The following is a 23,725-nucleotide window of genomic DNA, read 5'->3' on the forward strand; positions in this document are numbered from 1 at the left end:
TGCGGTTCAATTGTTGAGGGCGGCCGCGATCTGCGGCGCGATCTTCGCGGCGGTCAGGCCGAAATGATCATAGAGCGCCTCGGCCGGAGCCGATGCGCCGAAACTGTCGATGCCGAAGCGCAGGCCGGCGATGCCGGTATAGCGCTCCCAGCCGAAGGTCGTTCCCGCCTCGATGGAAACGCGCAGCACATGGTGGGGCAGCAGGTCCTCACGATAGGATTGCGGCTGCGCCTCGAAATGCGCCCAGCTCGGCATCGACACGACGTCCGCGCCAATGCCCTGGGCTTCCAGCGCCCTTGCGGTATCGACCGCGATTTCCACTTCCGATCCGGTGGCGATGATGACCACCTTGCGTTCCGCGGTCGCGGCCAGGAGCCGATAGGCGCCCCTGGCGCAGAGATTTTCACCCGCCTTGTCGGTCCGCAACTGCGGCAGGTTCTGCCGGGTCAGCGCGAGGACGGACGGGCCCGTCGCGTCCTTGAGCGCCAGTTCCCAGCATTCAGCGGTCTCGACCACGTCGGCGGGGCGATAGACGTCGAGGTTGGGAATCATGCGCATCGACATGACATGTTCGATCGGCTGATGGGTCGGGCCATCCTCGCCAAGGCCGATACTGTCATGCGTCAGGACGTGGATGACCCGCTGCTGCTGGAGCGCGGCGAGGCGGATGCCCGCGCGCATATAGTCGGAAAAGACCAGGAATGTGCCGCCATAGGGAATGACGCCGCCATGCAATGCCATGCCGTTCATCGCGCAGGCCATGCCGAATTCGCGGATACCGTAATAGACGTAGCGGCCGCCATAATCGGCGGCGGTCAGGGGGCCGGTCGATTTCGTCTTGGTGTTGTTGGAGCCGGTGAGGTCCGCCGAACCGCCCAGCGTTTCGGGCAGCAGGTCGTTGATCGCACCCAGTGCCAGTTCGCTCGCCTTGCGGGTCGCGACCTTCTGCGGAGCGGCGATCAGGCTGTCGACATAGGCGTCGAGCGAGAAAGATTCGGGCAGGTCGCCGGCCATGCGGCGGGAAAATTCCGGACCATTACCGGCCTTTGCCAGGCGATCTTCCCATGCGGCGCGCACATCGCGCGCCTTGGCGCCGATCGCTTTCCATGCAGCGGCAATGTCGTCCGGGATGACAAAGGGCTCGGCCGTCCAGCCCAGGAACTCACGGGCGGCGGCAACTTCTACATCGCCCAGCGCAGACCCGTGGACACCGGACGTGCCCGCCTTGTTCGGCGCGCCATAACCGATCTTGGTGGCGCAGGCGACCAGCGAGGGGCGCGGATCGGCCAGCGCCTCGTCGATGGCGCGGCGCACATCGGCGACGTCATGGCCGTCGCAGGACACGACGTGCCAGCCGGTCGCAGCATAGCGGGCGCGGACATCCTCGCTGCTCGACAGGTCGACCGAACCGTCGATGGTGATCTTGTTGTCATCCCACAGCACGATGAGCCGGCCCAGCTTCAGATGCCCGGCCAGGCCGATCGCTTCATGATTGATGCCTTCCATCAGGCAGCCGTCGCCGGCCACCACCCAGGTGCGGTGATCAACCAGGTCGTCGCCGAACTGCGCATTCAAATGACGCTCGGCGACCGCCATGCCTACCGCCGTGGCAAGGCCCGAACCCAGCGGGCCGGTAGTGGCTTCGACGCCGGCAAGCTCGAAATTTTCGGGATGCCCGGCACAGGGGCTTTGCAACTGGCGGAAGTTGCGGATGTCGTCCATCGTCGGACGGGCGTAGCCGGTCAGGTGCAACAGGCTGTAGATCAGCATCGATCCATGACCGGCCGACAGCACGAAACGGTCGCGGTCGGCCCAGCGGGGCGCCGAAGCGTCGAATTTCACATAATCGCGGAACAGCACCGTGGCGACGTCCGCCATGCCCATCGGCATCCCCGGGTGGCCGCTGTTAGCGGCCTGAACCGCATCCATGGATAGCGCGCGGATGGCGTTGGCGAGCGACATATCGGAAACAGTCATCGGTGTCGGGCGTCTTTCCTGAACATGCGAAGAGGCCGCCCGCGCGCTCCGGCGGACGAGTCGAGTCGGCGCCTCCTTTGTCGCCTCCCGTCCCATGCGTCAACCGTGCCAATCCCCGAGATGACGTCAATCCGCCATTCCCGCTTTTGTCCCGCGTCCAGTTCGACTATGCACACGGGATGGCAAACGAGCGGTTGATGCAGGCGATTGGCACGCTGGAACGTGCGATCGGACGGCTGGAACAGGATGTAACGCATTTGGCGGCGCCTGACCGTCCCCCATCCCCCAACGGCATCGACGTGCCTGCGGCGCGGGAAGCGCTGCGGTCGCTCGACGATCTCATCGACCAGTTGCGAGGGCGCACCGATGGCTGAAACGATGCTCCACATCGCGGGCCGCCAGTATCCGATACGCTGCCGCGACGGTGAGGAGGCTCAATTGAGCCGGCTTGCCGCGATGATCCAGGAAAAGGCCGAACAGGCGCAACAGGCGACGCCCGGCCTGACCGAAGTGCGCACATTGCTCTTTTCCGCGCTGTTCCTGGCCGATGAACTTGCCGACATGCGGCGGGAAATGGCCGGGCATCAGGCACGTCTTGCGCTGGAAACGGAAGACGATGCCGCGGCCGGCGCGATCGAGGGTCTGACGGAGCGGATAGAAAAGCTGCGCGCGACCCTTGCCGCGGGGACATCCCAGGCCTAGATTGCGGGAGACGGGCACTGCGCGGCACGAGCATTTGCGAACATCCCTGAGGCGATAAAGACATCCTAGGGGGCTGTCCCTGGCCGGGTTCCGGCCCGATCCACATGGCTCCCACCTGACGTTGAGGCGTCAGAGGATTTTCCAGCAAACGACCGAGGCGGTCCCGTCACCCTTCCGCCCCGCCAGCGCCACCCCGGATTGATGATGAGCGACGAGACGTCCAGCCCCGACAAGTCCAGCCTGCGCGCCATCGCGCGGCAGCGCCGCCGCAATTTCGTCGCCACGCTCGATCCGCTGGCGCACCGGCTGGCGTTCAAGGTCCTTCCTTCGCCGCTCGCACGCCGCATGGATGGCGCGCGGACGGTCGCGCTCTACATGGGGCTCGACGACGAAGCGCCCGCCCAGCGACTGGCGGCGCAGCTCATGACCATGGGAAAGACCGTAGCGCTGCCCCGCGTGCTCGACCGGCTGGGCAGCATGGATTTCGTGCTGTGGCGGCCCGAGGACCAGTTGTTCCCGGGCCTTTTCGGCACCAGCCACCCGGAACCGGGCGGCGGATCGGTCGCGCCGGACGTCATCATCGCGCCGCTGGTCGGATTCGACCGCGCGCTGAACCGGCTGGGCCAGGGCGGCGGATATTATGACCGCGCCTTCGCCCGGTTTCCCGACGCGCTGCGGGTCGGCCTGGCCTGGTCGGCTCAGGAGATCGACGCCCTGCCCGCCGACCCGTGGGATTTGCCGCTCGACGCGGTGATGACCGAGGTCGAACTGATCGAAGGACCCGAATGATGGACATCGACCCGCGCCATTATCATCAGCCAAGCTGGCGCAAGCCGGTGGGCATGATCGCTATCATCGCACTGATCGCGCTGTGGGCGGTCATGGTGGGCAGCCTGTCGGGCTGGATCGCGATGCTGCCCATGTGGGCGCAGGTTCCGGTCTATGTCGTGCTGGGCGTCGCCTGGATCTGGCTGTTGCCGCTCAAGCAGCTGATGCGGTGGATGGAAACCGGCATCTGGCAGAAATATTGAGGGCCTGCCGTCCGGCAGGTGGCGCGAGTGACGGGGCTCGAACCCGCGACCTCCGGCGTGACAGGCCGGCGCTCTAACCAACTGAGCTACACCCGCGTTCGGTGTGGAGGGGGCCTCTATGCGCCTGGGGTCATGCTGTCAACCGTCCGTCACGGGACTTTCATTCCGTTCCGCATTTTCTTGCCGGCGCGGGACGGTCAGCGTGCCCTGTTCGAACAGGAAACCCGCAATGTCGGGCGTTCCGGCGGCAGCGACGACGGTTTGGACGATGATCAGCAGAGGAACGCCCAGCAGCGCCCCCGGCGTGCCCCACACCCAGCCCCAGAAGGCCAGCGAGGCAAGAATCAGCAGCGGGTTCATGGTCAGCCGCCGTCCTAGCAGCATCGGCGTGACGACATTGGCCTCGACGAGATGGAAGCCGACCTGCAAGGCGGCCGGCATCAGCGCGATCCAGACGTCGTTGAATACCATGAGGCCGCCCAGCGCCAGCAGCACCGCCGCCAGCATCGGGCCGAAATAGGGAATGAAGTTCAGCAGCGCCACGATACCGCCCCACATCAGCGGGGAGGGCATTCCGATCAGCCACAGGGCGAAGGCCACGGACATGCCGAGGCACAGATTGATGGTCGCTATGGTGATGACATAGGCGGATGTCGCATCGACAACATTCTGGATCACGCGCGCCACAGCCATCGCGCCGTCGAAACTGCCGCGGCTGTTGATCGTGCGCCGCCGCAACCGGGTCCAGCCCGCCAGAAAGAAATAGATTACGAGCAGCGCGAACACCATCTGGATAATGGCCGACGGCGCCGATGTCGCCGCGAACTGGAGCAGCGAGCGCGGGGCTTCGACCGCGGCGGTCTGTGCTGCCGCCACCGGCCCCTGCGCCAGCATCTGCACCATTTCGTCGACGAACCGCTGGAGATTGGAATAGAAATCGATCACCGGCGCCAGATTTGCCTGAATCTGCGGCAGCCGTTCGGGCAATGCCTGGAACCAGTCGGTCGCCGGCACGATGATCAGCACCAGCGCCGTATTCGCGACCGCCAGAAAACCCACCACCGCGATCAGCGCCGCAAGGCCCGAAGGAAGGCGCCGTCGTTCCATCCATTCCAGCAGCGGCACCAGCGCGATCGCAATCACCAGGGCGGCGGTGATCGGCAGGAAGAATTCCGCGCCGGCGCGAAGGGCGAACGGCAAGGCAAGCAGCAGGCCGATGCCCGATGTCAGGGCGATCGACGCCAGCAGGCGGTCGCGCCGCCGGTTGATCTCCTGTTGTTCCTGGGGTGTCATGCCGAGTCCCTGTCCCCGCCCGTTTTGGCCCCCGCCAACCGGGCGGATGAGTGCCCGACCATATCCGCCGGCAATTTGCAAGAAACACAACGGAGCATGGCGAAGGATCGCTTAACCAAATATTCGACCTTCATCGCTAGGCCTTGCGCGGGGACGCGATGGAACGGGGCGGAAATGACGGCGACTGGTCTTGCGAAGATGGCAATGATGGCCCTCGCCTGCGCAACAGGAACCGCCAGCCAGAGCGCCCTTGCACAAACGCCGGTCCGGCTAGAGACCCAGATGTTTATCGAACGGACCGTGACCGATGTGAACGGCCGGACACGCCGGATCCTCGCCAGTGCGAATCGCGCCGGCCCGGGCGACCAGCTCATCGTCATCATATGCTGGCGCAACGACAGCCCCGAACCGATCCGAAGCGCGGCCATCACCCGCGCCTTGCCGCGCGGACTGGAAATCGACCCGCGCGACCCGATGATGCAGGTGTCGGTCGACGGCGGGATGCATTGGGGCCGGCTCGACCGCCTCTGGCTGCCGACGCCGCTGGGCGGCACGCGCAGGGCCATTCCGGCAGATGTCACGCACGTCCGGTGGTTGCTGGCCGAAGCGGCTGCGGGGGAGACCGGCCGGCTGAGTTATCGCGCCACCATCCGCTGACCTTTCGACCCCCGGCAAGAAGTCCGTTGAGTGCCGCGGCGTGCTCGCCTAGTGCGAATCACCCGACCGGAGCCTTGCCCTATGTCCAAAGACGCCGAACGCGCCTATCTTTCCAATATGGGAGAAGACGGTGCGCAGCATTCGCTGGGAAAGCCGTTCACCGGTCCGAATTGCGCCATGGAACTGGCGTCGATCGGTTTCATCATGAGCCTGTTGCCGCCGACACCTGCGAACCTGCTCGATCTTGGCTGCGGGGGCGGCTGGACCAGCCAGTTCTTCGCCCGTGCCGGATATCGGGTGACGGGGCAGGACATCGCGCCGGACATGATCGCCCTGGCCCAGGACAATGCCCGGCTGAACGGCGTTACCGACCGAACCACCTTCATATGCAGCGATTTCGAGGACCTGGATTTCGACGGCCGGTTCGATGCCGCGATCTTCTTTGATTCCCTGCATCATGCCGAGGACGAGGCGTTGGCAATCCGGTCCGCCTATCGCGCGCTGCGGCCCGGCGGGATACTCATCACCCATGAGCCTGGCGAAGGGCACAGCATAGCCCCCGGCTCCATCGAGGCCATGGCCAAATATGGCGTGACCGAACGCGACATGCCGCCGGACCTGATCATGGCGCGCGGGCAAGAGGCGGGCTTCACGGATTTCCACGTGCTGCCGATGCCGCACATGCTCCAATATATCTTCTACCAGCCCCATACCTATCCCAAGCGCCGGTTGAGCAAGCGCCGATGGCGCATGACGCGCCGGGTTCTCGACCTCTTGTTCAAGCCCGATCTCAAGCAGGAAGCGATCGTGGTAATGACGAAATGACGGGACAACGCTTCCGCCCTGTCGGCGGCTCTCCGCTTCCCCCTGCATCATTCCCGCGCTAAGGACAGTCGCATGATCCTGGTCATCGACAATTACGACAGCTTTACCTGGAACCTCGTCCATTATCTGATGGAGTTGGGCGCGCAGGTGGAAGTGGTACGCAACGACGCCATTTCGGCAGGACAAGCCCTGTCGTCGGGGGCAAAGGCCTTTCTGCTGTCCCCCGGTCCGTGCACGCCCGACGACGCCGGCATCAGCCTGGACCTGGTCGCCGCCTGCGCCGACGCGGGCGCGCCCCTGCTGGGCGTATGCCTGGGCCATCAGGCCATCGGCCAGCATTTTGGCGGCAAGGTTGTGCGCGGGGGCCTGATGCACGGCAAGACGTCGCCCGTGGCCCATGACGGCACCGGCCTGTTCGCCGGTCTCCCCTCCCCCTTCACCGCGACTCGCTACCATTCTTTGATCGTGGAGGAGATTCCGCCCTGCCTGCACGTCAACGCAACGAGCGAGGACGGTTCGGTGATGGGCTTCCGGCACGAGAGCCTGCCGATCCATTCCGTGCAGTTCCACCCGGAAAGCATCGCGACCGAGCATGGGCATGCGATGCTGGCCAATTTCCTGCGCATCGCGGGCTTGCCGGTGCGCCAGCGCGAGGTCGCCTGAGCGGGCAGCGCCCGCCGTCGCAAATATGTCGCGTCGGAACGCCGCAATGTCAGGTGACATCGGCCACTCGACTCCGCCCCCTTCCGCCGACTAAGGCGGCACGATGACCAGCCTGCCCGATCCTTCAGCACCGCTTTCCCCGGCGCTAGCCACCGAAGCGTTCGACCTGCTGTTCGACGCCGACCTGCCGGAAGCGGAGATCGCAGCTTTCCTCGTCACCATGGCCCGGCGCGGCGAGACGGCAACAGAAATCGCCGCCGCCGCCCGCGCCATGCGCGCACGAATGATCCCGGTCACGGCGCCTGAAGGCGCGATCGACGTGTGCGGCACGGGCGGCGACGGGCATCACACACTCAACGTGTCCACCGCGGTCAGCCTGGTCGTGGCCGCGGCGGGCGTGCCGGTCGCCAAGCATGGCAATCGCGCCGCATCGTCCAAGGCCGGCGCCGCAGACACGCTTGAGGCGCTGGGTCTCGACCTGGACCGCGTCGCCGACACCGCCGAAGCGACGCTGGCGGACCTGGGCATCTGCTTTCTTTTCGCGCAGAAACATCATCCCGCCCTCCGGCGGCTCGCCCCCATCCGCAAGGCGATCGGCGAGCGGACCATCTTCAACCTGATGGGGCCGCTGGCAAACCCGGCCGGGGTGCGCCGCCAGCTGATCGGCATCGCGCGCCCGGCCTATGTGCCCATCTACGCAGAAGCGCTGGCGGAGCTGGACGTCGACCGGGCGATGGTCGTGTCGGGAGACGAGGGGCTGGACGAATTGAGCCTGGCGGGCGGCAACGACGTCGCAGAGGTGGCGCGCGAGGGCATCGTCGCCATGCGCCGCCTCGTCGCGGCCGACCTGGGCCTGCCGGTGCGTCCGATCGACGCCATCCGGGGCGGCGATGCCGCCTTCAACGCCGCCGCCCTGCGCGCGCTGTTGCAGGGAGAGGAAGGCGCCTATCGCGACGCGGTGCTGTTCAACGCCGCGGCCGCGCTGGTCGTGGCAGGTGCGGTCGAGGATATGCCCGAAGGGATGGAGGAAGCCGCCGAGACCATCGATCGCGGCCTTGCCAACGCGTTGCTGAATTGCTGGATAAACTGGAAATGACCAACAAACTGATCGAGATTTGCGACTATAAGAGGCAGGATGTCGCCCGGCGCAAGGCCGCGACCGATATCGCCACGCTTCGGTCGCGCGCGGCCGGACAGACCCCGCCGCGCGGCTTTCGCAAGGCGTTGGACGCCGCCGCAGCCACGAAGTTCGGCCTGATCGCGGAGGTCAAGAAGGCCAGCCCGTCCAAGGGGCTGATCCGCGCCGATTTCGATCCCCCTGCCCACGCCCGCGCCTATGCCGCCGGCGGCGCGGCCTGTCTGTCGGTGCTGACCGACGAACCTTATTTTCAGGGCCATGACGATTATCTGGTAGCCGCGCGCGCGGCCTGTTCCCTTCCGGTTCTGCGCAAGGATTTCCTGGTCGATCCATGGCAGGTGCTGGAAAGTCGGGCACTGGGGGCCGACGCGATCCTGATCATCGTCGCCGCCCTGGACGACGGGCAGATGATGGAGATCGAGGACGCGGCGCTCGGCCTTGGCATGGATGCGCTGATCGAGGTTCATGACGAAAACGAGCTGGAGCGGGCGCTGAAGCTGCGATCGCGCCTGATCGGCGTCAACAATCGCGACCTGCGGGATTTCTCCGTCGATTTCGCACGCACATATGATCTGGTGGGCAAGGCGCCCGAAGGGTGCACATTCGTCGCCGAAAGCGGCCTAACCGGCCATGCCGACCTGACGGCCATGGCCGATCACGGCGTGCGATGCTTCCTGGTCGGAGAAACGCTGATGCGCCAGGCCGATGTCGAGGCGGCGACGCGCACGCTGCTGACCGGCGCATGAGCAACCTCACCCATCTCGACGAGGAAGGCGCAGCCCGCATGGTCGACGTGTCGGGCAAGGCGGTGACGGCGCGGGAAGCCATTGCACGCGGCCGCATCGACATGAGCGAGGCCGCCGCCGCCGCCATCGCGCAAGGTCTGGTGAAGAAGGGCGACGTCCTGTCCGTCGCGCGCATCGCCGGCATCATGGCGGCCAAGCGCACCGCCGACCTGATCCCGCTATGCCATCCCGTCGCGCTGAGCGCCGTCACCGTCGACCTGCACCCTGACGAAAGCGGCGTGACGGTGGAGGCGACCGCCCGCACCGCCGGGCAGACCGGCGTCGAGATGGAGGCGCTGACCGCCGCGACCGTCGCGCTGCTGACCGTCTATGACATGGCCAAGGCGATCGACAAGGCGATGGTCATCGGCGCGGTGCGACTGATCGCCAAGTCCGGCGGCAAGTCCGGCGACTGGCGCGCGCCATGAGCCTGCTGCCGGTTGCGGAGGCACAGCGGCGGTTGCTGTCGCTCGCAGCGCCGAAGGGCGAGACTATGGTCGCCGTGCCCGATTGCGCCGGGCGCTGGCTGGCGCGCGACATTCCTGCCCTGCGCGACCAGCCCTGGGCCGACCTGTCCGCCATGGACGGCTATGCGGTGCGCGCGGCGGAGGCGCCCGGCCCCTGGCGCGTCACGGCTGAAAGCAGCGCCGGCGACATTGCGCCACCGCCACTTGCACCGGGCGAAGCCTGCCGGATATTCACCGGAGCGCCGCTGCCGCACGGTGCGGACGCCATTCTGATCCAGGAAAATGCCGCGCGCGAAGGCAATCAACTGCGTGCCAGTGCCGACCCGTTGCCGACCGGCCGTCACGTTCGCGCTGCCGCATCTGACTTCAGCCGGGGTGCGACGCTACTGACGGCGGGAAGCCGGCTAGGTGCCGCGCAGGTCGCGCTGGCGGTGCTGGGCGGCCATGGTGCGTTGCCGGTCGGCCGCCGTCCCCGTGTCGCTTTGCTGTCGACGGGCAACGAACTGGTACCGCCCGGCGCGCCGGTGCCGCCCGGCGCCCTGCCCTCCTCCAACGCGCCTATGCTGGCCGCCCTGCTTGCTTCCCTTCCCTGCGAGATCATCGACATCGGGATTGTCCCGGACGCAATGGAACCGCTGAATGCCGCTTTCGTCCGCGCGCGCGAGGCGGACATCATCGTGTCGACGGGAGGCGCCTCCGTCGGGGATCATGATCTGGTCCGACCCGCCTTCACCGCGGCGGGCGGGACGCTGGATTTCTGGAAGATCCGGATGCGGCCGGGCAAGCCGCTGATGGCCGGACAAATTGGTGAGGCCATATTCCTGGGGCTTCCGGGCAATCCCGTGTCGGCCTTCGTCACGGCGATCCTGTTCCTGCTGCCGCTGGTCCGCCACATGGCGGGCGCCGGCGCCCCGCTGCCCCGTACCGACCAGGCCGTGCTGGCCACGGGGCTTCCGGCGACCGGCGAACGAGACGACTATCTGCGGGCCTGGCGCGGCGACGAAGGCGTCGTGTCCGTCACATCGCAGGACAGCGCGGCGACCGCCGCCATGGCGAGCGCCGATTGCCTGATCCTGCGCGCGGGCGGCTCCCCTGCCGCAGCACCGGGGGACCGCGTCACGATCTTGCCGCTGGATCTTTGAGATCCGGGCGAAAGGCGCCGCCCCTTATTGCGCCGGCAGAACGAAATGGTTGGTGCCATTCTTCAACGGGTGGGACTGGCCCTTCCAGATGAAATCGCCCGGAAGCGAGTTCGGTTTGATGATCTCGGCGACCAGCTTGTCGTTGCGGACCCGATAGCGGACCGAAACCGGCCCCTGCGGCGTTGCGGCCGTCGCGTCCAGCGACTTGAGCGATCCCAGCGTCGGAGCGATCCGCACACGCCGATAGCCTGTCTCGGCCGGCGTGATGCCGGCAACGATGTCCAGCAGGTCGACCGTGGGATGGGCGCTCCAGGCATGAGTGTCCGAACGGCTGAATTCGCCATGTTCTTCGGGCCAGGTCGTGAGGTTCAACGCCAGCATGTCCCGCCAGGGTTGCAACAGGTCGAAATATCGATCCGCCAGGCCCGCATGGCGCAATGCAGCGGCAAGATACCAGGCATAATAATAGCTGACCTGCGCAACATCTTCCGGCGCCGTCAGGCCCTGGCCCGGCAGGACAATCCTGTCTGCCAGAGTGCGCGCGTCGTCCCCGGTTACAACATCGTACAGAATGGCCAGGGCGTTCATATGCTGACTGAAGCGATCGCGCGACGGATTGTCGGCGAATAGCCCCCTGTCGGCATCCCAGCATCGGTCGCGGATCGCACGCTTGAGATCATCGCTCCACGCCTTGTTCCCGGCTTCTTGCGCTGCATCGCCAAAAGCCTGCTCAAGCCGGGCTGCCTGATCGAGCGCGCCCACCAGGGAGACCGACAAAAGGCAGCTCTCGCCGGCATCGTCATAGGATGGGAAAACGGTCCTGTCGGTCGCGGGCTGACCAATCCAGTCGATGAAATTCCAATATGGGTTTTTGCGCACCAGTCCGCCCGGCGAGTAATAATCCTTCCACCACGCGATCACCCTTCGCATGAGGGGGATATTGCGAACGAGCGGTTCGGGGTCGGGCTGATGCAGGCGCCAATCGTCCAGCATGCCGATCCAGAGCAGGCCGAAGGTCGGCATGATCCTGTCGTCGCGCGACGGATAGGCGCCCCGGATCGCGCCGGGCGCTGTTTCGGAGACGCCAAACGCCTCGATCGCCTGTCGGGCGAGCCGGGGATCTTCCGACATGGCATAGGAAATGAGCATCTGAATGCGCGTATCACCCGCATATTGGTGCTGTTCCCAATAGGCGGTGTCCATGTAGGTTTCATGCGCATCGATCCGTGCCGTGCGCCAGCCGATGTCAAAGATGCGGTTCAGATCCGGGTCGTCGCTTGCGAACTGGCCCACCTTCACGAAGGGATAGCCCGTTTCAAATGCGCGAAAGGATTCCAGCGTCAACGGGTCGTCGGCAGTTTCGACCTCCAGTTCGGCATAGCGCCAGACGCGCCACCACAGGGGCGCGAAAGTCCGGCGCTTGCCATCGGCAATGAATGTGTCGTAAATTCCGGAGACGCTGCGATCTTCCACGAGATCGCGATCGCCCTTGGCGCCGCCTTTGTTGTGGAGCGCTTCGGACCACCTCAACTTAAGCCGTGCCCCAAGGCCACCGGACGTTTGCAACTCCGGGTAGGCAGCGATCATCGCGTCCCTTTGGAACAGCAGCCTTACCTTGCTGTGCGCCGGAACGACGACGGAGCGGGCGGGAAAGGATGCGGCGCCCGCCAGGTCTGAACGCACCATCTTTCCAGGCGAAGCTGCCGCATATAGCTGTTGCGGAAGATAATCGGCGGTCAAGGTTCGCGCTGCCGCCTGCGGCGCGGGCACGGCATCCTGCCAGCCCGCACCGGCCTCGGAGGGCTCTTCCGCATCGAAATCGGCTTTCGCCGCATCTATTATTTCCGGATTGCTTCCAACATAGTAATAATATTTCAAAAAATCCCTGGAGCCGTTGCGAAAACTCCGGCCCATGTCCCGTTTCACGCGCCAGCCGGGTTTATCGGTGGCAATCATTGCTGCATCGCCGTCGCCGGCCAGACGAAAGCCCGTAGCAACCGTCATCTGAAATACGGGGGCAAGGCTGGTGATCGACGTGCGGCCGATGGCAACATCGCGTTGCTGTTCGGTTGCGTCCGGCGGCAGTTTATTGGGTTCCGCACTATCCCAGACCAGCGCCGCCACGACGTTGCGCCCCTTTCGCAGGTACGGAGCCAGATCGATTTTCTCCTGCCGCCAGTTCCTGGGAGATGTCGCGGATGGGCCGGACGCCACGCGTGTTCCGTTTACGAACAGGATGAACCGGTTGTCCGCGGTAACCCAGGTTTCATATCGATGGGGCTTGCGGTCGAGTTCGACCTCCCGGCGAAAATGCAGGACGATCGGCTTTTTCATGCCATCCGTGCCCGCAATGCTTATCCAGCCATTTGCATGCCCCGTTTCGACGGGTGCAGGCGCAGGTGCAGGTGCAGGTGCGGGCGGCGCATCGGCCGCCGCGACGGAAGATGCGCCTGTCACCGCCAGAATGACGGCTGATAGAAGAGCGTTCGGAGTCATCTGTTCATTCCGTCGATGCGCGCCGCACGCGCGTCAGGATCGGCAGGATGTGGCGGCACAACGGCGGTCCGACCGTTATTGAGCCACGATCCGCAAGGGCCCTACCAGCCCGGCCGGTACCGGCCGCAGCGACTTGTAGCTGGGCGACTTGGGATCGACCATCGCGTTTTCCAGGACGTTGGCCACCGTTACGATCAGGTCATTATTCCCCGGTTTGGCAACGCCGGTAATGTCGATGCGAAACGGTCGCGTGATCGCCGGCGGCAACGTGCGACCGTTCAGCGTCACGGTCGCCATGTCATGAACCTCGCCGAGTTCGAGAAAGAGCTTCCGGCCACGGCCCAGAAGCTGCCCATCGATGGCCACGGTCCTGCGATAGGTGCCCTCTCCCGCGAAATTCGCCAGTTCCGGGACATTGCGCCAATCGCCCAGAGCGATCGTGCCCAGATCATGGGCATAGGGCTTGCGCATGGCATGCCCCTGCACGTTGAGGTTCCAACCGTCGACCGGCAGCGTCATGCTTTCCTGCGTCGCTGGATCGTCGACGCGATGAGGCGCTTCCCTGCTATCAAGCACCAGCAGGGCGCTTTGGCCGGCCGGGAGGTTCAGCGGCACTTGCGTCGCATTCCCGCTGGCGGAAGCCGAATAGGGGGCGATGCTTCCGTCGATCGCGTTCCAGCGCGTGACTCCCCCCACCCGAGGCAGCGTCAGGTTCACATCGCGGGCCGACGTGCCGACATTTGCCAGAAATGTGACCAGGCGGTCGCCGACATTGCGTTGAACGAAGACCAGATCGCTCGCATCGCCGCCGAAGGTCAGGTTCGCTGCGACCCCCGCCTGCCGCAGCGAAGGCACGACGTTGTCGGCCGACACCATCTTCGCTCCGGCTTTCATGGCCATGTCGATAGCGCGGCGCACGCGCTTGTCCCGTCGCGCCGCATCCGCCAGGCCCTCGTCCCGATCCGGTATATGGTCGGTAAAGAAAACCGGCAGGCCGGCCTTGGCGAAGCGGGCGATCGCTTCGGCGGTTTCCGCGCGCATCGCGCTGATCGGCGGCAGGACCAGAACCGAATAGCGCGCACCGCCCGCGGCGACGAGCTGGCGATCCTCCACCCGTGCACGAGCGATCGAATCCGGATTGATCCGATCGAAATCATAGCCACCGGCAATGAAGGTCTTTTCCGCGGCCTGCTTTCCAGCGCCGCCATCCTCTATGCCGACATAATAGCCGTAACGACCATAATAATAGGCGACCGGCACGATCGCGTCCCCGGACTGCATGACCGATTGCAACCGCGCCACATAATGTGCGAGCGGCTTCATCGCCGGCCAAATGGGGTTGGTTTCGTTGAGCATCGAACTGAAGCTCAGACCGGACGGGTTGGGCGAAAAGGCGTGCCAACCGGGCCAGTCCTCCGCCTTGTAACGATAATTCATGCCATGCATGATGATGTCGGTAACACCGCCCGCAATGATGAGATCAACGCGCCGCCGCATATCGTCGGGCGTTACATCGAACGGCCGGCCGCCCCAAGCCAGCCCCTCCACCGACACATGCTTGCGTCCGTAGAGATGCGCCGCCGACCGCGCCAGCCGCATGAAAAGGGGGTCGGCGCCATGCACCAGGTCTTCCGTTTCGGGAATGTCGGCCGATCCGTAAGCCTGGATGATGTCGAACGGACCGCCATGCGCCTGAAGCTTGGCCAGCATCCCGTGGCTATGGTTCCAGTCGACGAAGGGTTTGACGAAACCCGTCATGAGACTTTCGGACAGCGTCCGGCGATAATCGGCACGGACCCTGTCGGCCAGGTCGCCGCTCTTCGCGTTAAAATAGGGCGGGGAATAGCGTTCATCCCACGCCTGCATCCAGCCGGGCTGAAGGATGAAGGGCAGATAGGGCGTCAAATCGTAGCCACGCCGTTTCCTGAATTGATCCAGGAATTCAGGCCCCCAGTGAATATCCTGCATCAGTTCGAAACTGTCGATGAATGTCGACCTTATGCCCGCAGGATCGATGCCCAGGGGATCGCCCGTCCGCGCGGCATGGCGCCGGAACGCGTCAGGATCGGTCGGGTCCAGCACAAGTTGCGGTCCCTGTCCCGCCGCGCCGAGCACGCCCATGTCGACGGCATATTGTTTGAAAACGAACACCTGCCAATCGCCGGGCGGCGGCGACCATTGCAATGTGCCATCCGCAGCGATCTTGTCCGTCAGGACAATACCGCTGGCGGGGTCGAGTTCGCCCGGCACGCGAACATTCGACCAGGGCGAAAGTTTGAAGCCCGACGATGACTGCGCCGCTATCGTTTCAGGCGCGCTGCCCTTCATGGCGACGACCGCCACGATGCGGGCGCGTGCGTCGAGCCGTGCGGCCCAGTCCGCGACCTTCGGGTCCTTCGTCCGTTCATCGAAGAAGCTGAGCGCACCCAGGCGCCGGGTCCATTTGGGGATGGTGACCTTGATCGGCCCCTGCTCACCGCCCTTGACCTGGGTGACCGCCATGGACAATTCGCTCAGTGCCTTTTCGGGCGTAATGGCGAAGCCCCCGCCTGGAGGCCAGGCGGAACCAAGCGTGTAGTCCAGGCTCATGCCGAGCGACTTAGCCGCCTCCCCGGCCGCTTTGAGCCGATCGAAAAACATCGGTTCGGCATATTGGTTGACGCGATCGCGTTCGGCGCGGGACAGGGCGACGAAATTGGGGGTCATGGCCTGTACCTCGGCGCCCGCGAACCCGTTGTCCGCGAGCAGGTGCAGCTCGCGCCGCACTTCCTCGTCGGTGACATCGGCGCCCGGCCACCACCACCGCACCCGCGGACGGACTTCCATCGGCGGGGAAGAAAAACCTTCTTCCAGCGTGTCGGCGTAAACATGTCCGGTCGCCGCCGCAAAAAGGGCCGTCGCCCCCAGCAGGGTGTTCAGTATCCTACGCCTGACCGCCATGTTCACTTCCTCTCCTGCTGGCTCCGCCGGTTCGGTATGACGAAGCCCTGTGCGCACTATTATTCAAACCGCGGCCCTTAGTCCTTTCCAGCGCCGTCGTCGCGCTTCGGAAGCCGACCGGGGACCTGAGGGACATAAGCACGAAAACGCACGGTAGCGTTCGTATTTGTTATGCGCATGAATGCTGCACGTCAACAGCCGTCGACGAGTCGCCCGTCCATCCGCGCCGCCGAGCGCGTCTATGCCAAATTTCCGAAGAGCGCCTAACTGATGGCAGCAACGCGCGCCTTGTCAGGGAAGCGGATCTTTGGGACGGCTGTTCGCCATGAATACATGGCGTTTCAGACCGATTGGCGTTTGAAGGTGGTGGCGTCCGCCTGTGCCCACCAGCGGGCGAGCCGCTCGTCACGCGCGCCGTCCAGCAACTCGCCCGGTTCGACGAAGGGATAGAGTTCGTCGATGGATCGCATCTCGACCGCGCTGATCCGCTGTCGCAGGCCGTCCGGCGTGAATTCATCCGGCGAATCGATGCCGCAGGCGACGACGATGTCGTGCAACGCCGCCAGCGTCGCGCGCTGGAAGCGCGCCACGCGTTCAGCCTTTTCCGGAACCACCAGCGCGCGCTCGCGCGCGGGAGACTGGGTGGCGACGCCGGTCGGGCATGTGTCGGTGTGGCACCGCATCGACTGGACGCAGCCCAGCGAGAACATGAAGGCGCGCGCCGCGTTGCACCAGTCCGCACCCAACGCAGCGTTCATCGCGATGCCCGCGCCGGAACTGACCTTACCCGACGCGGCCAGCCGGATCCTGTCTTTAAGGTTGCTGCCGACGAGCGCATTGCGGGCAAGGATGAGGCCTTCGCGCAACGGCATGCCGATGCGGTCCGACAGTTCGGTCGGCGCCGCGCCGGTGCCGCCTTCCGCGCCGTCGATTACGATGAAGTCCACCAGAATGCCCGTTTCCAGCATGGCCTTGACGACGGCGAACAGTTCGTGCGGATAGCCTACACATAATTTGAGACCGACCGGCTTGCCGCCCGACAGGTCGCGCATCCGGGCTGCGAATTCGACCAATTCTATCGGTGTCGAAAAGGCGCTGTGTCCCGGAGGCGAAAGACAATCCTGTCCCGCTTCCACGTCGCGCGTCCTGGCGATTTCCTCCGTGACCTTGGCACCGGGCAGCAGTCCGCCATGACCCGGCTTGGCACCCTGGCTGAGCTTGATCTCGGTCATTTTCACCGCATCGTGCGCCGCGCGATCCGCAAAATGCCCGGGGTCGAACCGGCCGCGGGCGTCGCGGCATCCGAAATAGCCCGAACCGACTTCCCAGACGACGTCGCCGCCATGCTTGAGATGATAGGGCGACAGGCCGCCCTCCCCCGTATCATGGTAGAAGTTGCCCAGTCTGGCGCCCAAGTTCAGCGCCTCGATCGCGTGCGCGCCCAGCGCACCGAAGCTCATCGCCGATATGTTCAGTCGCGCGGCCCGATAGGGTCGGCTGCACTGGTCGGTGCCGACGGAAACGCGGGTTTGTCCCGGCGCATTGCGCGACGGCGCGATGGAATGCGCCAGCCATTCATATTCATCGGAATAGACGTCCAGTTCGGTGCCGAACGGATGCGCGTCCACAGCGCCCTTGGCCCGGGCATAGACCAGCGCGCGCGCATCATGACTGAAGGGGCGCCCGTCCAGGTCGCTTTCCACGATATAGGCACGCAGAAACGGGCGCAGCCATTCGAAAAGCCAGCGGAAGCGTGCCGAGGCCGGGTAATTTCGGCGCAGCGAATGATGCACCTGGACAAGGTCGACAAGGGCAAGAACCAGTATCGGCGCGAACAACAGCAGCGCCCAGAGTGCGCCGACGTGCCACTGTGCCAGGATCAGGCAGGCAATCGTTCCGACGGCCCCGATAAGGAGAATGATGTTGCGCGAGAGGGCGTGATCGCGTGTCAGCGCGAGGATGAGACCGGGACGCGCACTCATGACAGCAGGTTGCGCAAAACGCCGACGACGTCGCGGCCACGGCCACCCAGGACCGCCTTCGCGGAATATAGCGCCATGCCAGCCACCTGCCCCGGCTGCACCTTGGGCGGCATCACCAGTTCGAAGCGATCGGTCACGACATCCAGCAGCGCGGGCCCGGGCACGGACAGCCAGTCACGCACCGCCTGGTCCAGTTCTTCGGCCTTTTCCACCCGGCGGCCCCACAGCCCCATCGCCTCCGCCACGCGCCCGAAATCCGGGTTGAGAAGGTTGGTGTAGCTGTCGATCAGCCCTTCCACCTTTTGTTCGATCTCCACGAAGTCGAGCGCACTATTATTGAACACCGCCACCTTGATGGCGAGATTTTCCTGCACCGCAGTCAACAGGTCGCCCATCAACATGGCCAGTCCGCCATCGCCCGAAAGCGATATGACGGTGCGGTCCGGATAGGCAGCCTTGGCACCCAGCGCTTGCGGCATGGCGTTGGCCATCGTCCCGTGGCTCAGGCTGATGACGGTGCGGTTTCGCCCGGTGGACGCCACATGCCGCAGGCACCATACCATCGGCGATCCGCCATCTGCCGTATAGACGGCATCGGCAGGCGCCAGTCGCGAAATGAGTTCGGTCAGATATTGGGGATGGATCGCGCCGCCCTTGCCGAGCCGGGCGTGCTTCCCCTGGTCCTCGAGCGTTCGGGCACGATGCGCCAGGCACTCGTCGAGGAACGCCCGGTCGTCGCGCGGGCCGACATGCGGCAAGAGCGCATCGAGCATAGCCCCGATGTCGCCCACCACGCCCAGATGGACAGGATGGCGGCGGCCCAGATGCGTGCCGTCCAGATCAACCTGAACGATCGTCGCCTTTTCCGGATAATATTGTCGCCAGGCGAAGTCGCATCCCAGCAGCAGCAGCGTGTCGCATTCCATCAGGGCATGGTAGCCAGCCTCCCCGCCGAAAATGCCAGTCATCCCGACATTGAAGGGATTGTCATGTTCCAGATAGTCCTTTGCGCGCGAGGTATGGGCGACCGGCGCCTGCAGGGTGCGCGCCAGTGCCACCACCTGATCATGCGCCTGTTCGCACCCCGATCCGCCATAGACTGCCACCTTGCGGCCCGCGTTAAGGATGGCAGCGACCCGCTCGATCTCGCCTGTTGAAGGCCGGACTACCGGACAGGCCGGATGAACGGCGAAGGCCGGCTCGTCAGGTGCCTTTGCGCTGGACACGTCGGCCGGCACGATCAGCACGGCGACGCCGCGCCGCGTGAGGGCGGCCTGCGCCGCCATCGCCGCCTTGCGCCGTGCCTGGCCCGGTGTGCGGATTTCCTCGCAAAACACGCTACACGACTGGTAGATGGAGCGGAAATCGACCTCCTGGGGAAAGTCGAATCCCAGTTCGTCGCGGACGATCTGACTGGCGATCAGCACGACCGGGGCACGGTTGCGATGCGATTCGAACAGCCCGTTGATGAAATGCAGGCTTCCCGGTCCGCACGACCCGGCGCACAGGGCCAGATCGCCCGTCAGTAGCGCGTCGGCACCTGCGGCAAAGCCGCCCGCCTCCTCATGCCGGACATGCACCCATCTGATGTCGCTTTCGCGGATCGCATCGGTGACATGATTGAGCGTATCGCCCGGCACCCCGTAGCATCGGCGCGCACCGGCATCCCGCAGGGTTTCGATGATCACCTGCGCCACATTCGCCATGTCTGATGTCCCAGTGATGAAATATCATTGGTAAAAGCATGGGCCGCACCTCCTGTTCCGATGGAACGGGACAATATTGCGCGGCAACAACGAAATTGCGCCCGGGACCGTTTGTCCCATGGACAACGAAATCCTGCATGCTAAGTCCGCGCCATGACCGGGGGGATCAGGCAGTCGCGAGGGTTACGGCGCATATTCGCGCTTGCCTTGCTGTGCGTGCTCGCCGTTCGGATCGCCGTCCCGACTGGCTTCATGCCCACCCAGACGATCCACGGTGTCGTCATATCGCTATGTACGGGGCAGGGCGCGGTGCAGATGGTCCTGCCGGTCAAAGGGCAGGACAAGCCGGATCATTCCGACCAGACCAAGGATTGCCCGTTCGCCGCCGGGATCGGTGGCCCGCTGATGCACCCGACGGCAGCGCCGCCGGCTGCGAGCGTTGCTCTCGAACTTCCCGTCATGCTCAGCCGTGCGATCGCGGACCTGACCGTCCATCGGCTCGCGGCGCCCCCGCCCCCTTCCCACGCGCCGCCACCCGACGCCTGAACGGGTCGCGCGGCGATACCGGCAGATGCCGGCCACAAACCGACGACGCATAATATCGCGCCCTGATACGCCGCCCTGAATCGGGCGGTGCCGACAGACCCCCACGCGACCCGATCCCTTCCGAGCCCGGCCGTCCGCCCGTGCCGCCACGCGCTGGCTGCACAGGCGGATGCCGGTCCGCATCCATTCAGGACAATCGAGGCCGATCGTGAACCATTTTCCACTGCTTGCCGCCGTATCACTTGGCGCGGCTTCACCCGCCATGGCGCAAGTTCCCGCTTTCTCCGAAGGACAGGACACCAGCTTTTCGGTGGGTGATCCCATCATCGTCACCGCGCACGGCATGGCTGGCGATGCTACCGCCATCATCACGTCGATCGACCGGCTGGGCGGCGATGTCGCCCAGAATGCCAACGTCAATTACGCCTGGGAACTGATCGGACGCCTGCCGGGCGTCATGCTGACCAATTTCAACCAGGGGACGACCAGCGGCAAATTTTCATTCCGCGGGTTCAATGGCGAGGGCGAGATCAATGCGGTCAAGCTGCTGATCGACGGCATTCCGTCCAACAGCAATGACGGCAACATGCCCTTCATCGACAGCATCTTTCCACTCGACATTGCCGGAGTGGATGTCGTGCGCGGCACGTCCGATCCGCGTTACGGGCTGCACAATATCGCGGGCAACGCAAACATCGTCACCCGGATCGGCGGCACATATCTGGACGTCAGGACGTCGGCGGGCAGCTATGCGACGCGGGAAGGCCAGCTGTCCGCAGGGTTGGAGCGCGGCCGGCTGAGCCAGAATTACCTGATCGCCTATCGCCGTTCGGGCGCGTATCGCGATCATGCCGATCTGAACCGGCTGAGCCTGGCGGGCAAATGGTTCTACCAGCTTTCCGACGATGTGCGGATCGGCGCCATCGCCCGCTATTATCGCGGGCAAGCGCAGGAACCGGGCTATCTGACACGGGAGGATTCGCGGGCGCACCCGACCATGACGAACGCCTACAACGCAACCGATGGCGATGCACGGCGAACGCAGCAATATAGCCTGCATCTCGATGCGGACCTGAGCGACCGGCTGGCACTGTCGGCGAAGGCCTATGTCAACCGCCTGCGCGACGACCGATACGTCAAATTTTCCGCCCAGGCATCGCAACAGCGCCGGGTAACGAACGAAGATCAATGGGGCGCGCTGGCCGCGCTTCATTATCACGCCGACATTGGCGGCGTGCCTGTCATGCTGGAGGCGGGCGGCGACTATCAGGATCAGGACAATGTGTCACTGCGTTACCTGTCTTCGGCACGCATATCCATCAGCCAGACCCGCGATCAGGCTTTCACCCTGCGCGCCGGCGGGATCTACGCCCAGGCGATCATCAGGCCGGCGTCCTGGCTGACGATAACGCCCGCCTACCGGGTCGACTGGGTCGGCGGCCGTTTCCACAACCGGCTGGCCGGCACGGATGCGCCGGTCAACGATTATGGCGCGATCAGGCAACCCAAGATGAGCCTGTCCGTCACGCCGGCCGAAAGCTGGACGCTCTACGGAAACTGGGGGCGCACCTTTCAGATCGGAGTCGGGTCGGGTGCCTATCTCATCCCGCCGCGTCAGGTCGACCTCGCCCCGTCGATCAACGAAGGGTGGGAAGCCGGCGTCAAATATGCGCTGGGCCGGACGGTCGAGGCGCGCGTCGCGATATGGCAGCAAAAGGCCACGGGCGAGATCAAGCGGCGACTGAACGATCCGTTGGGCGACAGCGAAAATCTGGGTGCGACGCGGCGGCGCGGTATCGACGTGCAGGCGAGCGCGAAGCCTGTTTCCGGCCTCAGCTTCTGGGGCGCGGTTTCGCATCAGAGGGCGGTGATAGTCACCCCCGATCCGGCTACGCCGCAATATCGGGGCAACGCCATCGACCATGTGCCGCAATGGATATTTTCGGGCGGCGTCGATGTCACGCCAGTCAAAAATCTGCGCCTTTCGCTCTGGGCAGGCGGCCAGTCAGCCTACGCGCTGACCAGTGCCAATGCGCAGGGACGCTGGGGCGACTATGCCACGGTCAATGCAGAAGCCGCCTGGCAAGCGACGCCGCAGGCGGAACTGTCACTTTCGGCACGGAACATCACCGATACCTATTATGAATATGTGTGGTGGGACGGGGCGCAGACGCTGCACAGTCCGGCGGACGGGGCGAACATGACCATCGCCATCCGCCTGCGCTTCTGACCATGGCAGGGCACGCCCGGCGCCTGTGGCGGTCGATCCATCTGTGGCTTGGCCTGACGGTCGGGCTGTTGTTCGTGCTGCTCGGCCTGACCGGATCGGCGCTGGTTTTCTATGTGGAGATCGACGCCCTGCTCCACCCCGCCACGCAGGTGGAAAGCAGCGCGCCCGCACCGGACTGGTCGTCCCAGGCATGGGACCGGGCGCTTGCCACCGTACGAACGCAATGGCCGCAGGACCGGGGGGCATGGCGGTTCGAGGCGTCGGACAAGCCGGGCGCGATCCACGCGCGCTACTATCCGCCGAGGCGAAGCGCCGGCACCCCGATGGCCGCCGTCCGCATGCTGTGGCTGTCGCCCGACGGGGAGCGGGTGCTGAGGCAGGATAGATGGGGCGCCTATGCCATGACCTGGCTCTACGACCTGCACATGGAGTTGCTGACGGGCGAGACCGGGCGCAGGTTCGTCGGCTGGTCCGGCATAGCCATGCTGATGTTGCTGGCCAGCGGGCTGGCCGCATGGTGGCCGCGCGGTAGCTGGCGCAAGGCGATTGCGTTCAAGCGTCACGCCGTGCCGATCCGGCGGCTGCACGACCTGCACAAGCTGACGGGCCTGGGCAGCGGTGCGCTGCTGCTCGTCCTGACGCTCACCGGGGTGATGCTGGCGCTGCCTTCGGAAAGCAACTGGGTGCTTGGCCGCATGATCGCGCCCGTCGACCATGTCCCGATGCCGCAGGTGCGATCCGAAGGCCGGCAACCGATCAGCATTCGTCAGGCGCTGGCGGTCGCGCACCATGCACTGCCCCAGGCACGTCTCGCGTGGATCGAAGCCCCCGGCCCGACCGGCGGCGCCTTTCGCATTCGCGTGCAGGTGCCGGGCGATCCCAGCCGCCGCTTTCCGCACAGCTATGTTCATGTCGATCCCTATTCGGGCGCGGTCCTGGCCGTGCTCGATGCACGCAGGGGGAATGCGGCGACGACCATCAACAACTGGCTGCATCCGCTGCACGACGCATCCATAGGCGGCCTGTCGACGCGTATCCTGGCATGCCTTGCAGGACTGGCGCCCGCAGCCCTGTTCCTGAGCGGCGTGTTGCGCTGGCGGCGGCGGATCGCAGCGCGGCGGCGCGGTCCAACAGCAGATTGATGC

General features: G+C 65.1%; 20 protein-coding genes and 1 tRNA gene. 14 read left to right on the plus strand and 7 right to left on the minus strand.

The window, feature by feature from the left end; genetic code table 11:
* Positions 1–6 precede the first annotated feature (6 nt).
* A complete protein-coding gene (gene tkt, locus J3E64_RS18845) occupies positions 7–1,977 on the minus strand; it encodes a transketolase (RefSeq protein WP_253344644.1) in 1,971 nt (656 codons plus the stop codon).
* A 179-nt stretch (positions 1,978–2,156) separates the two neighbouring features.
* On the opposite strand from tkt, the gene J3E64_RS18850 reads away from it, so the two are divergent.
* From J3E64_RS18850 to J3E64_RS18865, 4 genes are all read left to right on the plus strand, one after another.
* Complete coding sequence (locus J3E64_RS18850; RefSeq protein ID WP_253344646.1) at positions 2,157–2,351, plus strand: hypothetical protein; 195 nt, start codon at positions 2,157–2,159, stop codon at positions 2,349–2,351.
* The gene (locus J3E64_RS18855; protein ID WP_253344648.1) at positions 2,344–2,679 is read left to right on the plus strand and encodes a cell division protein ZapA; all 336 of its coding nucleotides are present in this window, start codon (positions 2,344–2,346) and stop codon (positions 2,677–2,679) included. The genes J3E64_RS18850 and J3E64_RS18855 overlap by 8 nt, the downstream gene beginning before the upstream one ends.
* Positions 2,680–2,883: 204 nt before the next feature.
* Positions 2,884–3,468: a 5-formyltetrahydrofolate cyclo-ligase gene (locus J3E64_RS18860; RefSeq protein ID WP_253344650.1), complete on the plus strand. Its 585-nt coding sequence runs from the start codon at positions 2,884–2,886 to the stop codon at positions 3,466–3,468.
* On the plus strand, positions 3,468–3,710 hold the full coding sequence (locus J3E64_RS18865; protein WP_253344723.1) for a DUF2842 domain-containing protein: 243 nt from the start codon (positions 3,468–3,470) through the stop codon (positions 3,708–3,710). The genes J3E64_RS18860 and J3E64_RS18865 overlap by 1 nt, the downstream gene beginning before the upstream one ends.
* A gap of 19 nt (positions 3,711–3,729) precedes the next feature.
* On the opposite strand, the gene J3E64_RS18870 is transcribed toward J3E64_RS18865, so the two are convergent.
* Both J3E64_RS18870 and J3E64_RS18875 read right to left on the minus strand, forming a co-directional pair.
* Positions 3,730–3,806: transfer RNA gene (locus tag J3E64_RS18870), tRNA-Asp, on the minus strand.
* Between the two features lie 42 nt (positions 3,807–3,848).
* Positions 3,849–5,003 carry an AI-2E family transporter gene (locus tag J3E64_RS18875; RefSeq protein ID WP_253344652.1) on the minus strand — a complete coding sequence of 385 codons (1,155 nt, stop codon included), beginning with the start codon at positions 5,001–5,003 and terminating at the stop codon, positions 3,849–3,851.
* Positions 5,004–5,285: 282 nt separating this feature from the next.
* Between J3E64_RS18875 and J3E64_RS18880 the strand changes: the two genes are divergently transcribed.
* The 7 genes from J3E64_RS18880 to J3E64_RS18910 all read left to right on the plus strand — a co-directional run bounded on the left by J3E64_RS18880 (position 5,286) and on the right by J3E64_RS18910 (position 10,680).
* Positions 5,286–5,660: a hypothetical protein gene (locus tag J3E64_RS18880; RefSeq protein WP_253344654.1), complete on the plus strand. Its 375-nt coding sequence runs from the start codon at positions 5,286–5,288 to the stop codon at positions 5,658–5,660.
* Between the two features lie 81 nt (positions 5,661–5,741).
* Positions 5,742–6,485, plus strand: coding sequence for a bifunctional 2-polyprenyl-6-hydroxyphenol methylase/3-demethylubiquinol 3-O-methyltransferase UbiG (locus J3E64_RS18885; protein ID WP_253344656.1), 744 nt, complete (start codon positions 5,742–5,744; stop codon positions 6,483–6,485).
* 72 nt (positions 6,486–6,557) lie between these two features.
* Complete coding sequence (locus J3E64_RS18890; RefSeq protein WP_253344658.1) at positions 6,558–7,148, plus strand: aminodeoxychorismate/anthranilate synthase component II; 591 nt, start codon at positions 6,558–6,560, stop codon at positions 7,146–7,148.
* A gap of 103 nt (positions 7,149–7,251) precedes the next feature.
* Positions 7,252–8,244 carry an anthranilate phosphoribosyltransferase gene (gene trpD, locus J3E64_RS18895; protein WP_253344660.1) on the plus strand — a complete coding sequence of 331 codons (993 nt, stop codon included), beginning with the start codon at positions 7,252–7,254 and terminating at the stop codon, positions 8,242–8,244.
* Positions 8,241–9,032: an indole-3-glycerol phosphate synthase TrpC gene (trpC, locus tag J3E64_RS18900; RefSeq protein ID WP_253344662.1), complete on the plus strand. Its 792-nt coding sequence runs from the start codon at positions 8,241–8,243 to the stop codon at positions 9,030–9,032. Before trpD ends, trpC begins: the two co-directional genes overlap by 4 nt.
* The gene (gene moaC / locus J3E64_RS18905; RefSeq protein ID WP_253344664.1) at positions 9,029–9,499 is read left to right on the plus strand and encodes a cyclic pyranopterin monophosphate synthase MoaC; all 471 of its coding nucleotides are present in this window, start codon (positions 9,029–9,031) and stop codon (positions 9,497–9,499) included. Before trpC ends, moaC begins: the two co-directional genes overlap by 4 nt.
* On the plus strand, positions 9,496–10,680 hold the full coding sequence (locus J3E64_RS18910) for a molybdopterin molybdotransferase MoeA (protein WP_253344666.1): 1,185 nt from the start codon (positions 9,496–9,498) through the stop codon (positions 10,678–10,680). Before moaC ends, J3E64_RS18910 begins: the two co-directional genes overlap by 4 nt.
* 24 nt (positions 10,681–10,704) lie before the next feature.
* On the opposite strand, the gene J3E64_RS18915 is transcribed toward J3E64_RS18910, so the two are convergent.
* The 4 genes from J3E64_RS18915 to J3E64_RS18930 all read right to left on the minus strand — a co-directional run bounded on the left by J3E64_RS18915 (position 10,705) and on the right by J3E64_RS18930 (position 19,804).
* The gene (locus J3E64_RS18915) at positions 10,705–13,014 is read right to left on the minus strand and encodes an alpha-L-rhamnosidase C-terminal domain-containing protein (RefSeq protein WP_253344667.1); all 2,310 of its coding nucleotides are present in this window, start codon (positions 13,012–13,014) and stop codon (positions 10,705–10,707) included.
* A gap of 237 nt (positions 13,015–13,251) precedes the next feature.
* Complete coding sequence (locus J3E64_RS18920; protein ID WP_253344668.1) at positions 13,252–16,116, minus strand: glycosyl hydrolase; 2,865 nt, start codon at positions 16,114–16,116, stop codon at positions 13,252–13,254.
* A 341-nt stretch (positions 16,117–16,457) separates the two neighbouring features.
* Positions 16,458–18,098, minus strand: coding sequence for an FMN-binding glutamate synthase family protein (locus tag J3E64_RS18925; RefSeq protein WP_253344669.1), 1,641 nt, complete (start codon positions 18,096–18,098; stop codon positions 16,458–16,460).
* Positions 18,095–19,804, minus strand: a complete 1,710-nt coding sequence (locus J3E64_RS18930) for a thiamine pyrophosphate-dependent enzyme (RefSeq protein ID WP_253344670.1) — start codon at positions 19,802–19,804, stop codon at positions 18,095–18,097. Before J3E64_RS18930 ends, J3E64_RS18925 begins: the two co-directional genes overlap by 4 nt.
* Positions 19,805–19,957: 153 nt before the next feature.
* Between J3E64_RS18930 and J3E64_RS18935 the strand changes: the two genes are divergently transcribed.
* The 3 genes from J3E64_RS18935 to J3E64_RS18945 all read left to right on the plus strand — a co-directional run bounded on the left by J3E64_RS18935 (position 19,958) and on the right by J3E64_RS18945 (position 23,722).
* Positions 19,958–20,350, plus strand: coding sequence for a hypothetical protein (locus J3E64_RS18935; RefSeq protein WP_253344671.1), 393 nt, complete (start codon positions 19,958–19,960; stop codon positions 20,348–20,350).
* 208 nt (positions 20,351–20,558) lie between these two features.
* Positions 20,559–22,580, plus strand: coding sequence for a TonB-dependent receptor (locus J3E64_RS18940; RefSeq protein ID WP_253344673.1), 2,022 nt, complete (start codon positions 20,559–20,561; stop codon positions 22,578–22,580).
* A gap of 2 nt (positions 22,581–22,582) precedes the next feature.
* Positions 22,583–23,722 carry a PepSY domain-containing protein gene (locus J3E64_RS18945; RefSeq protein ID WP_253344675.1) on the plus strand — a complete coding sequence of 380 codons (1,140 nt, stop codon included), beginning with the start codon at positions 22,583–22,585 and terminating at the stop codon, positions 23,720–23,722.
* The last annotated feature ends 3 nt before the right edge of the window (positions 23,723–23,725 follow it).

The sequence above is a fragment of the Sphingobium sp. OAS761 genome, assembly GCF_024168485.1.
Lineage (GTDB): Bacteria > Pseudomonadota > Alphaproteobacteria > Sphingomonadales > Sphingomonadaceae > Sphingobium.

Coding starts and splice junctions, on each gene's coding strand:
- J3E64_RS18890 (WP_253344658.1), top strand. CDS start 6,558: ATGATCCTGGTCATCGACAATTACGACAGCTTTACCTGGAACCTCGTC.
- J3E64_RS18910 (WP_253344666.1), top strand. CDS start 9,496: ATGAGCCTGCTGCCGGTTGCGGAGGCACAGCGGCGGTTGCTGTCGCTC.
- J3E64_RS18945 (WP_253344675.1), top strand. CDS start 22,583: ATGGCAGGGCACGCCCGGCGCCTGTGGCGGTCGATCCATCTGTGGCTT.
- J3E64_RS18880 (WP_253344654.1), top strand. CDS start 5,286: ATGTTTATCGAACGGACCGTGACCGATGTGAACGGCCGGACACGCCGG.
- J3E64_RS18935 (WP_253344671.1), top strand. CDS start 19,958: ATGACCGGGGGGATCAGGCAGTCGCGAGGGTTACGGCGCATATTCGCG.
- trpD (WP_253344660.1), top strand. CDS start 7,252: ATGACCAGCCTGCCCGATCCTTCAGCACCGCTTTCCCCGGCGCTAGCC.
- J3E64_RS18865 (WP_253344723.1), top strand. CDS start 3,468: ATGGACATCGACCCGCGCCATTATCATCAGCCAAGCTGGCGCAAGCCG.
- trpC (WP_253344662.1), top strand. CDS start 8,241: ATGACCAACAAACTGATCGAGATTTGCGACTATAAGAGGCAGGATGTC.
- J3E64_RS18885 (WP_253344656.1), top strand. CDS start 5,742: ATGTCCAAAGACGCCGAACGCGCCTATCTTTCCAATATGGGAGAAGAC.
- J3E64_RS18855 (WP_253344648.1), top strand. CDS start 2,344: ATGGCTGAAACGATGCTCCACATCGCGGGCCGCCAGTATCCGATACGC.
- moaC (WP_253344664.1), top strand. CDS start 9,029: ATGAGCAACCTCACCCATCTCGACGAGGAAGGCGCAGCCCGCATGGTC.
- tkt (WP_253344644.1), bottom strand. CDS start 1,977: ATGACTGTTTCCGATATGTCGCTCGCCAACGCCATCCGCGCGCTATCC.
- J3E64_RS18860 (WP_253344650.1), top strand. CDS start 2,884: ATGAGCGACGAGACGTCCAGCCCCGACAAGTCCAGCCTGCGCGCCATC.
- J3E64_RS18850 (WP_253344646.1), top strand. CDS start 2,157: ATGGCAAACGAGCGGTTGATGCAGGCGATTGGCACGCTGGAACGTGCG.
- J3E64_RS18915 (WP_253344667.1), bottom strand. CDS start 13,014: ATGAAAAAGCCGATCGTCCTGCATTTTCGCCGGGAGGTCGAACTCGAC.
- J3E64_RS18920 (WP_253344668.1), bottom strand. CDS start 16,116: ATGGCGGTCAGGCGTAGGATACTGAACACCCTGCTGGGGGCGACGGCC.
- J3E64_RS18930 (WP_253344670.1), bottom strand. CDS start 19,804: ATGGCGAATGTGGCGCAGGTGATCATCGAAACCCTGCGGGATGCCGGT.
- J3E64_RS18875 (WP_253344652.1), bottom strand. CDS start 5,003: ATGACACCCCAGGAACAACAGGAGATCAACCGGCGGCGCGACCGCCTG.
- J3E64_RS18925 (WP_253344669.1), bottom strand. CDS start 18,098: ATGAGTGCGCGTCCCGGTCTCATCCTCGCGCTGACACGCGATCACGCC.